At 38.8% G+C, this 13,650-nt stretch carries 11 protein-coding genes and 2 pseudogenes; 11 read left to right on the top strand and 2 right to left on the bottom strand.

Features of this window, described 5'->3' with window-relative positions; all coding sequences use genetic code 11:
- Position 1 precedes the first annotated feature (1 nt).
- A pseudogene (locus MHH90_RS05340) lies at positions 2-1,947 on the bottom strand (DNA methyltransferase).
- Positions 1,948-2,170: 223 nt separating this feature from the next.
- A complete protein-coding gene (gene guaA / locus MHH90_RS05335) occupies positions 2,171-3,733 on the bottom strand; it encodes a glutamine-hydrolyzing GMP synthase (protein WP_340725823.1) in 1,563 nt (520 codons plus the stop codon).
- Between the two features lie 167 nt (positions 3,734-3,900).
- On the opposite strand from guaA, the gene MHH90_RS05330 reads away from it, so the two are divergent.
- From MHH90_RS05330 to dprA, 11 genes and pseudogenes are all read left to right on the top strand, one after another.
- Positions 3,901-4,599, top strand: a complete 699-nt coding sequence (locus MHH90_RS05330) for a GntR family transcriptional regulator (protein ID WP_011681080.1) — start codon at positions 3,901-3,903, stop codon at positions 4,597-4,599.
- Positions 4,600-4,664: 65 nt separating this feature from the next.
- Entirely contained in the window at positions 4,665-4,997 is a 333-nt protein-coding gene (locus MHH90_RS05325) for a putative DNA-binding protein (protein ID WP_002950594.1), read from the top strand.
- 32 nt (positions 4,998-5,029) lie between these two features.
- Positions 5,030-6,592: a signal recognition particle protein gene (gene ffh / locus MHH90_RS05320; RefSeq protein ID WP_167401485.1), complete on the top strand. Its 1,563-nt coding sequence runs from the start codon at positions 5,030-5,032 to the stop codon at positions 6,590-6,592.
- 101 nt (positions 6,593-6,693) lie between these two features.
- The gene (locus MHH90_RS05315) at positions 6,694-7,221 is read left to right on the top strand and encodes an ECF transporter S component (protein ID WP_011681081.1); all 528 of its coding nucleotides are present in this window, start codon (positions 6,694-6,696) and stop codon (positions 7,219-7,221) included.
- 23 nt (positions 7,222-7,244) lie between these two features.
- A complete protein-coding gene (locus tag MHH90_RS05310) occupies positions 7,245-7,760 on the top strand; it encodes a transcription repressor NadR (protein ID WP_340725822.1) in 516 nt (171 codons plus the stop codon).
- A 94-nt stretch (positions 7,761-7,854) separates the two neighbouring features.
- On the top strand, positions 7,855-8,544 hold the full coding sequence (locus MHH90_RS05305) for an XRE family transcriptional regulator (RefSeq protein ID WP_046206437.1): 690 nt from the start codon (positions 7,855-7,857) through the stop codon (positions 8,542-8,544).
- A gap of 127 nt (positions 8,545-8,671) precedes the next feature.
- Complete coding sequence (gene ylqF, locus MHH90_RS05300) at positions 8,672-9,526, top strand: ribosome biogenesis GTPase YlqF (protein ID WP_084828773.1); 855 nt, start codon at positions 8,672-8,674, stop codon at positions 9,524-9,526.
- Positions 9,513-10,280: a ribonuclease HII gene (locus MHH90_RS05295; protein ID WP_082245791.1), complete on the top strand. Its 768-nt coding sequence runs from the start codon at positions 9,513-9,515 to the stop codon at positions 10,278-10,280. The genes ylqF and MHH90_RS05295 overlap by 14 nt, the downstream gene beginning before the upstream one ends.
- A 10-nt stretch (positions 10,281-10,290) precedes the next feature.
- Entirely contained in the window at positions 10,291-11,211 is a 921-nt protein-coding gene (locus MHH90_RS05290; RefSeq protein ID WP_340725821.1) for an ROK family protein, read from the top strand.
- 75 nt (positions 11,212-11,286) lie between these two features.
- Positions 11,287-12,638, top strand: a protein-coding gene (locus MHH90_RS05285) for an IS3 family transposase (RefSeq protein WP_148259541.1) whose coding sequence is annotated in 2 segments (ribosomal slippage) — positions 11,287-11,746 and positions 11,746-12,638 — 1,353 coding nt in all. Because the reading frame shifts where the segments join, the coding sequence is not laid out codon by codon here.
- 81 nt (positions 12,639-12,719) lie between these two features.
- Positions 12,720-13,560 (top strand): annotated as a pseudogene (gene dprA / locus MHH90_RS05280) (DNA-processing protein DprA).
- Positions 13,561-13,650 lie beyond the last annotated feature (90 nt).

Here is a 13,650-nt window from a genome sequence, read left to right as displayed (position 1 = left end):
GCTAGTCACCCCCTTCATAGAAATTCTTGTTGAAGGTGTAATCTTCATCAGAGATTAAGTCACGGACGTTTTTATCGTCAATTTCAGAGTAGTTATAGTAAAGCCCATTTTTATCAAGGAGCTTCACAAGTAGACGCTTGTTTTCGTCAAATCCTTCCATCCAATCAATCTTAGATAAATCAGCACGGAAGGAAATATCTGCCGGTTCATCCGTATCGGAACCCGAAAGCATACGCTCATAGACTGACTTCAATTCATCAAGGTTTTTGGCATGGATAACATCTTGCAAGTAGCCCATATTTTTAGGGAATAATTCGGCGTAGACAAATGAACCACCACCTTGCCAATTAACGTCTTTTGATATTCCGCCTTGTTCGCCTTCAATGACTTTTTGAAGGCGTGGGACTGAAACGGTACTGATATAGTCCATCTGTTCAATACCGATAAAGCGACGGTTCATTTTCATAGCAACAGCTTGAGTAGTAGCAGAACCCATGAAGAAATCTAGTACAAGGTCATTTTCATCTGAACCAAGTGTCAAAATTCTTTGAATCAGCTTTTCAGGTTTTGGAGTTCCAAAAGAAGCAGTTCCTTCAAATAAGTTCTTTATTTCTTTTTTAGCATCTTGATTATGCCCAACTTCTTGATATGTCCATAGTGTCTGAGCAACAACCCCTGCATTCACTTCGCTAAGAAATCTTTTATATGATGGACTACTATTTCCATCCTTGCCAAAATAAACACGATTATCAGCAAGTAATTCTTCGTAACGTCTTTTTGAGTATAACCATGAACGCCCAGATGGAGGTAATACTTTTCTACCTGATGGAGTTGTAATTTCATAAATATTCTTTTCTACAGCTGGCCCTACGGAAAAATTATCTGCTTTGTAAACTCCTCGTGGGTCATTGTCAGGATTTTTATATGAAGCAACCATCTCAGCTTTTCGAGGCAACCTATTCAGTTCTTTTGCCCCAGAATTATTTTTTGCGTAAACCAAGATATAATCATGACTTTTCGAAAATGTCTTTTTCAGATTGATAGGTGCATACGCACGTTGCCACACAACCTCATCAAGGAAGTTTTCCGCACCAAAAATACCATCAGCTAAAACTTTCAAATAATGACTTTCATACCCATCAATCGAAATCCAAATTGTTCCATCATCAGACAACAACTCCCAAGCAATCTCCAACCTGTTCTTCATGAAAACTAACCAACTGGAGTGATTAAATTTATCATTGTAGTTAAATGAGTCTTTACCTGTGTTGTAAGGTGGGTCGATATAAATTTGACGAACTTTTCCTGCAAATTCATTTTTCAGCGCATGCAACGCCAACAGATTATTTCCTTTGATAATCAGATTGTCTTTCTCCTTATCAAAAGAAACAATCCCATTATCTACTGCTGTGCTGTGCTGTGCTGTGCTGTGCTGTGCTGTGCTGTCTGATTATCGCCAAAGCGTTTGACATTGACAAATACTTTCTTGTCAAATAGACGGTCAATCTCGTCTTTCTCAATGACCTCGTTTAAGAAGGCGTCATCATAGCCGTCCTCATTATCTTCTTTAGTCATTGAAGCAGTCAAAACGCCATCTTTGAACGGGAAGTCTAATACTACGTCTTGACTATCCTCTAAGAATTTCCCATTAGAAGCTAACCCAACACGATTTTCATATTTGGTGTAGCTTGTGTCCCAGTAATCGTTATAGAGAACGGCTTCCTCTAGCTGTTCAATCTGAAAGAGCTTTTGCCCCGCCACTTCCTTGATGAAATGTTGCTTGATGAAATCCACTTCAAACAATTTGCTTAAAAGTGCTTCATCATAATTTCGTAAATCATCCGTGAGTTTGGAACGGTTCAATTCTTCTCCGACAAAATATTTGTCGCCAAAAGATACCAAAGCCGTTTTCAACTCGTCAAAAATTTTCGGTTCAATTTTTGCCATATGTGTCGTCTCCTTAATAGTTTATCTCTTAAATTATAGCATTGAACACCTTACACGTGTTAGCGAGAGCCAAAAAAAACCTCCCACCGACAACCATTCAGTGAGAGGATTTTTGGCGACAGTTTTGGAGACAATTCAAATCATTTTGTGTCTCCGAACGTCACTTGAGTTTTAGCTAAATGCAGTAAAATCAACGTTTCTGGTGTTATAAAGTGTCACTATTTTATTCCCACTCTACAGTTGCAGGTGGTTTACTTGTAATATCGTAGACGATACGGTTAACGTGATCAACTTCGTTAACGATTCGAACAGAAATCTTTTGGAGAACCTCCCATGGAAGTTTCGCAAAGTCAGCTGTCATACCGTCAATTGAAGTGATAGCACGGATAGCAATAGTATAGTCGTAAGTTCGTCCGTCACCCATAACACCGACAGAACGTACGCCTGTGTTAACAGTGAAGTATTGCCATACATCACGGTCAAGACCAGCCTTAGCGATTTCCTCGCGAAGAATAGCATCAGACTCACGAACGGTTTTAAGTTTCTCTTCAGTGATTTCACCCATAACACGGATGGCAAGTCCTGGTCCTGGGAATGGTTGGCGCCAAACGACCTCGTCAGGCATTCCCAGTTCAGTACCAAGAGCGCGCACTTCATCTTTAAAGAGAGTGTTAAGTGGTTCAATCAATTCAAACTGCATGTCTTCTGGAAGACCACCAACGTTGTGGTGAGATTTGATTGTTTGCGCTGTTTCAGTACCTGATTCAATGATATCAGTGTAGAGTGTTCCTTGAGCTAGGAAGTCAACACCTTTAAGTTTGCTTGCTTCGTCATCAAAAACGTGAACAAATTCGTTACCGATGATTTTACGTTTTTTCTCAGGGTCATCAACACCAGCCAAGAGATCAAGGAAGCGTTTAGAAGCATCAACACGGATAATGTTAAGGCCAAATTTACCTCCCAGCATCTCCATAACCTGGTCGCCTTCACCTTTACGGAGAAGACCGTGGTCAACAAAGATACATGTCAATTGATCACCAATAGCTTTTTGCAAGAGCACACCGACAACAGATGAATCAACTCCACCTGATAGTCCAAGAAGGACTTTGCGGTCGCCAACTGTTTCACGAATCTGTGCAATTTGCATATCTACGAAGTTAGCCATTGACCAGTCACCTTTGGCACCACATATACTAAAAGCGAAGTTTTTCAAAATGTCGTTACCATATACAGTGTGACGAACTTCTGGGTGGAATTGGATACCATAAAAGTTTTTCTTAGTATCTTCCATCGCAGCGAATGGGCAATCCACTGAGTCACCAACAAGATGGAAACCTTCTGGAATTTCTATAACAGCATCACCGTGGCTCATCAGAACGACTTGTTCTTCAGGAGTTCCAGCAAAGAGCTCTGATTGGGCACGAAGGCGAAGTGTTGATTGGCCATACTCACGGTTACCTGCTTCACCAGCCGGAACAACTTTACCACCGAGTTTGTGGGTCAAAAGTTGCATTCCGTAACAGATACCAAGAATTGGGATACCAAGCTCGAAAATTTCTTCGTCAATACCAAATGCATCTTCGGCATAAACAGAGTTGGGACCACCAGAAAGTATGATCCCGATGGGATTGATGGCACGTACTTCATCAGCAGTAATTTTATGGCTCTTCAATTCAGAGAAAACGCCAAATTCACGAATACGACGTGCAATCAGCTGATTGTATTGGCTACCATAGTCTAGAACAATGATTTTCTGCACATCATTCAAAGTAGAAATGTTAGTCATTATTACCCTTTCTTTTTGCATCACATGTAGATTCTTTCTTATGCAATCATTGTATCACAAATTCATGGACTTAGCACCTAGATTTATACGAGAAACTGTAAATCTCTTACTTATATTTACAATTTTGTCACTTTTTTTGTAAAATAGGGAAAAAGGAGGGGAATTGGATGTTACCAGCGTATATTCGCATACATGATAAGATTAAGGAAGATGTTGATGATGGTACTTGGAAAATTGGGCAACGTCTTCCTAGCGAGCGAGATCTTTGCGAGACTTTTGATGTGAGTCGGATGACTGTGCGCCAGGCGATAACACTTTTAGTGGATGAGGGGATTTTAGAACGCAAACCAGGCAGTGGAACCTTTGTTGCTAGTAGTCGAGTTAAGGAAAAGATGCGTGGAACTACGAGTTTTACTGAGATTGTCAAATCCCAAGGGAGGAAGCCATCTAGTGAGCTTATTTCGTATCAACGTCTACATCCAAATGAGTTTGAAATCAAGAATTTAGGTGTCTTGCCACAGTCCCATGTCATTCGTATGGAACGTGTTCGTTTTGCTGATGACATTCCGGTTGCCTATGAAATTGCCAGTATCCCTGAGAAAATTATCCGAGGTTTTAAGGAATCAGAAATTACCGAACATTTCTTCAAGACATTAACTGATAATGGCTATGAAATAGGAAAAAGTCAGCAGACAATATCAGCAAGTTTGGCCAATAGTAGTCTAGCCAAGCACCTCAAGGTTAAGACTGGTGATGCTCTTTTGAGTCTGACACAAATTTCCTTTCTCCAAGACGGGCAGGCTTTCGAATATGTACGAAGTTACTATGTTGGCGACCGTTTTGAATTTTATTTGGAGAACAATTAGAAGTCACTGCTTTTTTCTGCACAAGTATGGTGCTAACACCATGATTTTATGGTAAAATGTAGCTTATGGAAATTGAAAAAACCAATCGCATGAATGCCCTCTTTGAGTTCTATGCAGCTTTGTTAACAGATAAGCAGATGAACTATATTGAGCTATATTATGCGGATGATTATAGTTTGGCAGAAATTGCCGAGGAATTTGGTGTGAGTCGTCAGGCCGTATATGATAACATCAAGCGCACTGAGAAGATTTTAGAAGATTACGAGATGAAATTACATATGTATTCAGACTACATCGTCCGTAGCCAAATTTTTGATGATATCATGGAAAAATACGCAGACGATAGCTATCTCCAGGAACAAATTGCAATCCTGAGCAGCATTGATAATAGAGATTAGATTCAAGCAGAAAGTAAGAGAGGAAATGGCATATGGCTTTTGAAAGCTTAACGGAACGCTTGCAAGGCGTTTTCAAAAATTTAAGACGTAAAGGAAAACTTTCAGAGAAAGAAGTTCAAGAAGTCACTAAAGAGATTCGTTTGGCACTTCTTGAAGCAGACGTAGCTCTACCAGTTGTTAAGACATTTATCAAACGTGTTCGTGAACGTGCTGTAGGTCACGAAATCATTGATACTCTTGATGCTTCACAACAAATCATTAAGATTGTTAATGAAGAATTGACAGAAATTCTTGGGTCTGAAACATCTGAGATTGAGAAATCTCCAAAGATTCCAACTATCATTATGATGGTTGGTCTTCAAGGGGCTGGTAAAACAACCTTTGCAGGTAAATTGGCTAATAAACTGATTAAAGAACAAGAAGCTCGTCCAATGATGATTGCTGCAGATATCTATCGTCCAGCAGCCATTGATCAGTTGAAAACTTTGGGACAACAAATCAATGTTCCTGTTTTTGATATGGGAACAGAGACTCCAGCAGTTGAGATCGTCAGAAATGGTTTGGAACAAGCGCGTGCTAATAAAAATGACTATGTCTTGATTGATACGGCTGGTCGTTTGCAGATTGACGAAACCCTCATGAAAGAGTTGCGTGATATCAAAGATTTTGCTCATCCAAACGAGATTCTCTTGGTTGTAGATAGCATGATTGGTCAGGAAGCTGCTAACGTTGCCAAGGAGTTTAATGAACAACTAGATATCACAGGTGTCGTTCTTACTAAAATTGATGGTGATACACGTGGTGGTGCGGCTCTTTCAATTCGTGAGATCACTGGTAAGCCGATTAAATTTACAGGTACTGGTGAGAAAATTACGGATATCGAGACTTTCCACCCAGACCGTATGTCAAGCCGTATCTTAGGTATGGGTGACCTTCTTACCCTTATTGAAAAAGCTTCTCAGGAGTATGATGAGAAAAAATCTCTTGAGTTAGCTGAGAAGATGCGTGAAAACACCTTTGATTTCAATGATTTTATCGACCAATTAGACCAAGTGCAAAATATGGGTCCTATGGAGGATTTACTAAAGATGTTGCCAGGTATGGCTAACAATCCAGCCTTGGCTAATGTTAAAGTAGACGAAAAGCAGATTGCTCGCAAGCGTGCCATTGTATTATCAATGACACCAGAAGAACGTGAAAATCCAGATCTCTTGACTCCAAGTCGTCGTCGCCGTATTGCCAATGGTTCAGGGAATACCTTCATCGAAGTAAACAAGTTTATTAAAGACTTCAATCAAGCAAAACAAATGATGCAAGGCGTTATGTCTGGCGATATGGAGCAAATGATGCGTCAAATGGGTCTTAACCCAAATAATCTGTCCAAAAACATGCCAAATATGCCTGATATGGAGAATATGGACATGTCTGCTCTTGAAGGCATGATGGGTGGCACTGGTATGCCAGATCTTGCAAATATGGATCTAAGCCAAATGCTTGGTGGTGGTCTTAAAGGTAAGGTCGGTTCATTTGCCATGAAACATATGATGAAGCGTCAAGCTAACAAGATGAAGAAAGCTAAGAAAAAACGTAAATAAGAAAGGACTAGAGCTTATGGCTCTAGTTTTTTTATGGCATATTGACATATAGGTATATACAATGTAATATACTATTGTATATACAGAAAAAGGAGAAGATTATGAAACCGAAAAAAAGAATTCAAGAAATGACCTTTGCAGCTTTGTTAACTGCGATTGCTATCCTTATCCCAAGTATTATGCCAATTAAACTAATCATTCCACCGGCTTCTTATACCTTAGGGAGTCACGTTCCATTATTTCTAGCTATGTTTATATCTCCCTGGGTGGCAGCTTTTGTTATCTTAGCGTCTAGTTTAGGCTTCTTTATGGCCGGCTATCCGATTGTTATTGTTTTTAGGGCATTCTCGCATATCATCTTTGGTTGTTTAGGAGCGCTTTATTTGAAAAAGTTTCCTCAAACAATAGAAAACCATAAATCATCTTTAATTTTTAACTTTGTTTTAGGGGTTATTCATGCTCTAGGTGAAGTTATTGCTTGTGTGATTTTTTATTCAGTAACGGGGGAGGACTTCCAAAAACTATTTTATATCTTGTTTGTTTTAGTTGGATTTGGTACTATTGTCCATAGTATGATAGATTACGTTATAGCATTAACGATTTTCAAAAGTATTCGAAAAATTCGATAGTTGTAAGAGGAGTTGTTTAGTCTATGACTTTAAATCGCAAGCAAGAATTATTGACCCTATTAAAGCAGTCTAAAGAAGCGATTAATGGGCAGAGTTTGGCAGAACATTTCGGTGTTACTCGTCAAATCATTGTCCAAGATATTGCACTTCTGCGAGCAGATGGTTATCAAATTATCTCAACTAACAGGGGTTATATTTATAAGACTAGTGATGATAATTCTTATGCACATCGACTGCTTAAAGTGAATCATACGGTGAATAATATGGAAGAAGAGCTTCTAGCCATTGTCGATAATGGGGGACGTATTCAAAATATCATGATTGATCATCCAGCCTATGGTGAAATTCAAGCCTTGTTGAAGTTGACTTGTCGTCGAGATGTTAGACATTTTTTAGAACAAGCAGCGTCAAGTGACTTTCGACCACTATCTGAATTAACCAACGGTGTTCACTATCATCTTGTTGAAGCTGATAGTCAACAAGATTTAGATTATATTGAAGAGGCACTCGATAATCTTGGATTTTTAGTCAAAGATTAATACAAAAGAGAAATATAAAAGTAGTTGATTTCACTTGAAGTCAACTGCTTTTTTTGATACACTTATGTTAGTTTATTAACTTACGGAGGTAGCTATGTTTTCAGGACAAAGACTTAAAGAGATTCGAGAAGCACAAGGAATGAGTCAAGCATCAGTAGCTAAGCATCTAGGGATTTCGCGCTCCTCTTATTTTAACTGGGAAAATGGTAAGACGAAACCAAATCAAAAGAATCTATCGGTACTGGCTGAACTATTTGGTGTAGCCGAGACCTATTTTCTGTCTGAACACGAGATTGTTGAAGTGTACTTGGAATTAACTGAGGAAAATCGTCAAGAAGCTTTGCGATTCACTAAAGCTCTTCTGGAGGAACAAGAAGCAGAAAAGAAGAAAGCACCCGTTATCCCACTTTACTCTTATAAAGTTTTCGAGCGTTTATCAGCCGGAACAGGTTATACTTATTTTGGTGATGGCAATTATGATGAAGTTTTCTACGATGAAGAAATAGATCATGATTTTGCATCATGGGTATTTGGAGACTCTATGGAACCTACCTACCTAAATGGTGAAGTCGTGCTGATCAAACAAACAGGTTTTGATTATGATGGCGATGTCTATGCTGTAGACTGGGATGGTCAAACCTATATCAAAAAGGTTTATCGTGAGGAGGATGGTCTTCGTTTGGTTTCTCTTAATAAACGGTATGGTGACAAATTTGCTCCTTATGATGAAGACCCTCGAATCATCGGTAAAATTGTTGGTAACTTCATGCCTATTGAGGCTTAGCCAAGTGATAACAATTGGGCATCCCAAACTAAATCTGTTATAATATAACTAAAGCAAAGCCAATGATTTGGCTTTTTTTAAAGATTTTAAATGATATTTTGCTAAGAATACAAAAGGAGAAGCATACATGGCTACTATTCAATGGTTTCCAGGTCACATGTCTAAGGCCCGTCGACAGGTTCAGGAAAATCTTAAGCATGTTGATTTTGTAACGATTTTGGTGGATGCACGTTTGCCACTTTCAAGTCAGAATCCTATGTTGACCAAAATTGTTGGCGATAAACCAAAGATTTTAATTCTCAATAAAGCTGATCTTGCTGACGATAATCGTACGAAAGAATGGCGTACCTATTTTGAGAGTCAAGGGATTAAAACCCTGGCCATTAATTCCAAGGAACAATCTACAGTTAAATTGGTAACAGATGCTGCTCAGAGTCTTATGACTGAAAAGATTCAACGACTACGTGAACGTGGTATTCAGAAAGAGACCTTGAGAACCATGATTATTGGGATTCCAAATGCAGGAAAATCTACCTTGATGAACCGCCTAGCTGGTAAAAAGATTGCTGTTGTGGGAAATAAGCCTGGCGTTACAAAAGGTCAACAGTGGTTGAAGTCTAATAAGGACTTAGAAATTCTTGATACTCCAGGGATTTTATGGCCTAAGTTTGAAGATGAATTGGTTGGATTGAAACTCGCTTTAACTGGTGCCATCAAGGACCAGTTATTACCAATGGATGAAGTCACGATTTTTGGTCTCAACTACTTTAAAACTTACTACCCAGAACGACTAGAGGAACACTTTAAAGGGATTGACCTTGAAGAAGAAGCACCAGAAATCATCATGGAAATGACTCGAAAACTTGGCTTTCGTGAAGATTATGACCGTTTTTACAATCTTTTTGTCAAAGATGTTCGTGATGGAAAACTAGGCCGTTATACTCTTGATATTGTTGGGGTCGATACTGATGGCGACAATTAAAGAAGTCAAGGAACAATTGGCTATTTTGAGGGATCTTGACGACCCTAGATGGGCAAGTTTTGAGGAAGATAGTCGGACTGGTGTACAAGCTGCCATTAGGCAACGCCGTAAGGCTATCCTCGCTGAACTTGCTGAGGAAGAACGTTTAGAAACGCTTCTTAATTATGAGAAATCACTCTATGCTCGAGGAATAGAACTCATCGCAGGTGTCGATGAAGTTGGACGTGGTCCTTTAGCTGGCCCAGTTGTAGCGGCTGCGGTCATTTTACCAAAGCTTTGCAAAATAAAAGGTCTAAATGACAGTAAAAAGATTCCAAAATCTAAACATGAAGCTATCTATAATCAGGTAATGAAGGAGGCAGTAGCTGTCGGTATTGGTATGAAGGATAATTATGTGATTGATGACGTCAATATTTATGAAGCTACCAAGTTAGCCATGATAGAAGCTATTGAAAAACTCAATCCCCAACCTGAACATTTGCTAATTGATGCCATGAATTTGGACTTACCTATAGAACAAACCTCAATCATAAAAGGGGATGCTAATTCTCTATCTATTGCAGCAGCTTCTATCATAGCAAAAGTAACTCGGGATAAGATGATGGCTGATTATGAGCAGGAGTTTCCTGGATACGCCTTTGCCAAAAATGCAGGCTATGGCACCAAAGAACATTTGTCTGGCATAGATAAGTTTGGTGTCACGCCAATTCATAGAAGAAGCTTCGAACCAATAAAGTCAATAATAAAAAAGTAGGTGAAGTGGAGTGATTTTAGCTATTGATATCGGAGGAACCTTTATTAAATTTGGATTAGTTGATGATGATTTTAGAATTAGCAGTCAATCTAAAGAGTCAACTCCAACGACAATTGACGACTTTTGGCGGATTTTAGAAAGCATAGTCTCATCATTTAAGAATGATATCTCTGGTATTGCCATTGCATGTCCAGGCAAAATTAATAGTAAACATGGCTTTGTTTTCAAGGGTGGCCTTATCCCTTATTTAACATCTATTCCTCTTGGGACACGCTTGTCCAAAATATTTCAACTGCCTGTAAAAGTTATTAATGATGCAGATGCGGCAGCTTTGGCTGAAGCAAGATATGGTAGTTTACAGGATTTAGATTGTGGTGCTGCCTTGGTTTTGGGTACTGGTGTTGGCTTAGGACTTGTCTCACAGGGAGCCTTGTTAACACCTCTGTCGGTTACCCAATATTTGCGTGCTCCAAGTCCCCAAAGCTTGGGTCAAACCGTTCTCCCTTTCCAGTTGGGGCTATTTAAGCATGCTCTATTTAGTCTTGTCGCTAATAAAGGTTCTGCGGTAGGTTTCGTTCATGAAGCTAGTCAAATACTTGGTTTAGAACAGGACGATGGTTTAGCTGTTTTCTCCGCTTTAGATGATAATCACTCTGGACAACTAAAACGTCTATTTAAGGACTATTGTCATGAAATTGCTGTTCTGATTCTTAATTTGCAGAGTTTCCTCAAGTTGGATAGAGTTGTTATTGGTGGAGGCATTAGCAGACAAAATTCTTTGATAGAAGGTCTTGTTAATGCTTATGAAGAGTCATTTAATGAAGAATCCGAATTAGGTTTTGATCCGATATCAATTCAATCTTGTCATTTCCATAACGATAGTAACCTCTTAGGAGCAGCATCATATTTTACTTCTAAAAATGCCTTATAGTCAAAAAAAGTTCCATAAATGACCTGCACCCCAAAAGTTAGACAGAAAAAAATCTAACGATTGGGGTGTTTTTGTATGAAATTAAGTTATGAAGATAAACTAGAAATATATCAGTTAAGACAGGCTGGTTTTTCTTGGCCTTATATTAGTCGAAAGTACGGTGTATGTCTATCCAATCTTAAGTACATGGTACGGCTTATGGAGAGACATGGTATTGAGGTTGTTAAAAAAGGGAAAAATAAGTATTATCCCTCTAAATTAAAGCAGGAAATCATTAATAAAGTTCTTATTGACGGTCAATCTCAGCTCACCGTATCACTGGATTATGCTCTTCCCCAACAATCCCTACTCACCAATTGGATAGCACAATACAAGAAAAACGGGTATACTATTGTTGAGAAACAACGAGGGAGACCGAGTAAGATGGGACGTAAACCAAAGAAAACTTGTAAAGAAATGACTGAGCTAGAACATATTCTGGAAGAGAATGAGCGTCTGCGTACCGAGGTAGCTTATCTAAAAAAGTTGAGGGAATTGCGCTTGAGGGACGAAGCCTTACAGCGCAAAAGGCGGAAACAGTTAGAGAACTGGTCTCAGGAGGATTTCGATTAGACCTCTTACTAAAAACCGCTAAGCTAGCTCGTTCTACTTATTATTATCAGTTGAAACGGTTTAATAGAGCTAAGAAAGATAAGAAGGTCAAAGAGATGATTCAAACCATTTACGTTGACCATAAAGGCAATTATGGATACCGTCGTATTCATTTAGAACTAAGAAACCGAGGATTTGTTATCAATCATAAGAAGGTTCAACGGTTAATGAAACTCATGGGACTCGCTGCTCGTACTCGTTGTAAGCGTAAATACTCGTCTTACAAGGGAGAGATTGGGAAGAAAGCTGATAATCTAATTCAACGTCAGTTTGAAGGGGCTAAGCCTTATGAGAAGTGTTATACGGATGTCACTGAATTCGCTTTACCAAATATTAGAGAGAAACTCTATTTATCCCCTGTTCTTGATGGATACAATAGTGAGATTATTGAATTCACCTTGTCACGCTCACCTGATTTAAAACAGGTTCAAACCATGCTTAAAAGAGCATTTCCGGCTACCTCTTACCAAGGAACTATTCTTCACAGCGACCAAGGGTGGCAATATCAACACCAGTCTTATCATGATTTCTTGGCATCCAAAGGGATTCGTCCATCTATGTCACGCAAGGGAAATAGTCCAGATAATGGCATGATGGAGTCCTTCTTTGGCATCTTAAAGTCTGAGATGTTTTACGGTTATGAAAAGACTTTTAAGTCGCTTGATAAGCTAGAACAAGCCATTACGGATTATATTTTTTATTACAACAATAAACGTATCAAGACAAAATTAAAAGGACTCAGTCCTGTGCAATACAGAACTAAATCCTTTCAATAATTTATTGTCCAACTTTTTGGGGTCAGTACAAAAGGGACTTTTTTTGTTTTTTCTTGCGAATAATGAAATGGAGGTAGTTAGATGAATAACTTTGAACTTTTTAAACTAAAAGCTGCTGGATTGACGAATTTAAACATCCTTAACATTTTAGACTATCAAAAAAATCAAGATAAAAAAATTGAGCTTACGTGATATGGCAGTGGTATCTAAGTCTAAAAATGCCGTTCTCTTTATGGAAAAATACAAGAATTTGGATGTTAAGCAGCTTAAGGAAGATTTTCAACGTTTTCCGACCTTATCAATTTTTGATAAGGAGTATCCCATTGAGCTGAAACATTCCTATAATCCTCCTGTTCTCCTCTTTTATCAAGGGAATATTGATTTGCTAAGTAAACCCAAGTTAGCAGTAGTTGGTGCCAGAAAGTGTTCTGAAACAGGCAAACAGTCTGTTCGAAAAATTGTTCATGAACTTGGGAATGCCTTTACTATTGTAAGTGGCTTGGCGCGTGGAATTGATACTTGTGCTCATATGGAGGCCTTAAAAAATAAAGGTAACACCATTGCAGTTATCGGGACTGGGCTAGACGTATATTATCCTAAAGAAAACAAAGCTTTACAGGACTATATGGCTAAAAATCATTTAGTTCTTACAGAATACGGACCGGGTGAACAGCCACTTAAATACCATTATCCTGAACGAAATCGGATAATTTCTGGATTGTGTCAAGGGGTTATGGTGGTTGAAGCCAAGCTTCGCTCGGGAAGTCTTATTACTTGTGAGCGTGCAATGGAAGAAGGAAGAGATGTTTTCGCCATACCAGGAAATATTTTAGATGGAAAATCGGATGGATGCCATCACCTCATTCAAGAGGGCGCAAAGTGCATTACTACAGGATTTGACATCATTTCAGAATTTTCATAAAAATCAAACTTCTCCTATAGAAAAAAAGTTTCTTATTGACAGTTAAAGAAAAGGACGGTATCATGTTAGTTGCTTGGTCCAAGATGTTTC

The sequence above is a fragment of the Streptococcus sp. FSL E2-3488 genome (genome assembly GCF_038003585.1).
In the GTDB taxonomy this organism is placed as follows: Bacteria; Bacillota; Bacilli; order Lactobacillales; family Streptococcaceae; genus Streptococcus; species Streptococcus thermophilus.
This window is presented reverse-complemented; position numbering and strand designations above follow the sequence as displayed.

Bases quoted from the DNA above. Each gene is read 5' to 3' on its own strand.
- MHH90_RS05315 (WP_011681081.1), top strand. From the start codon at position 6,694: ATGAAACCGAAAAAAAGAATTCAAGAAATGACCTTTGCAGCTTTGTTA.
- MHH90_RS05305 (WP_046206437.1), top strand. From the start codon at position 7,855: ATGTTTTCAGGACAAAGACTTAAAGAGATTCGAGAAGCACAAGGAATG.
- MHH90_RS05330 (WP_011681080.1), top strand. From the start codon at position 3,901: ATGTTACCAGCGTATATTCGCATACATGATAAGATTAAGGAAGATGTT.
- ffh (WP_167401485.1), top strand. From the start codon at position 5,030: ATGGCTTTTGAAAGCTTAACGGAACGCTTGCAAGGCGTTTTCAAAAAT.
- guaA (WP_340725823.1), bottom strand. From the start codon at position 3,733: ATGACTAACATTTCTACTTTGAATGATGTGCAGAAAATCATTGTTCTA.
- MHH90_RS05310 (WP_340725822.1), top strand. From the start codon at position 7,245: ATGACTTTAAATCGCAAGCAAGAATTATTGACCCTATTAAAGCAGTCT.
- MHH90_RS05325 (WP_002950594.1), top strand. From the start codon at position 4,665: ATGGAAATTGAAAAAACCAATCGCATGAATGCCCTCTTTGAGTTCTAT.
- ylqF (WP_084828773.1), top strand. From the start codon at position 8,672: ATGGCTACTATTCAATGGTTTCCAGGTCACATGTCTAAGGCCCGTCGA.
- MHH90_RS05295 (WP_082245791.1), top strand. From the start codon at position 9,513: ATGGCGACAATTAAAGAAGTCAAGGAACAATTGGCTATTTTGAGGGAT.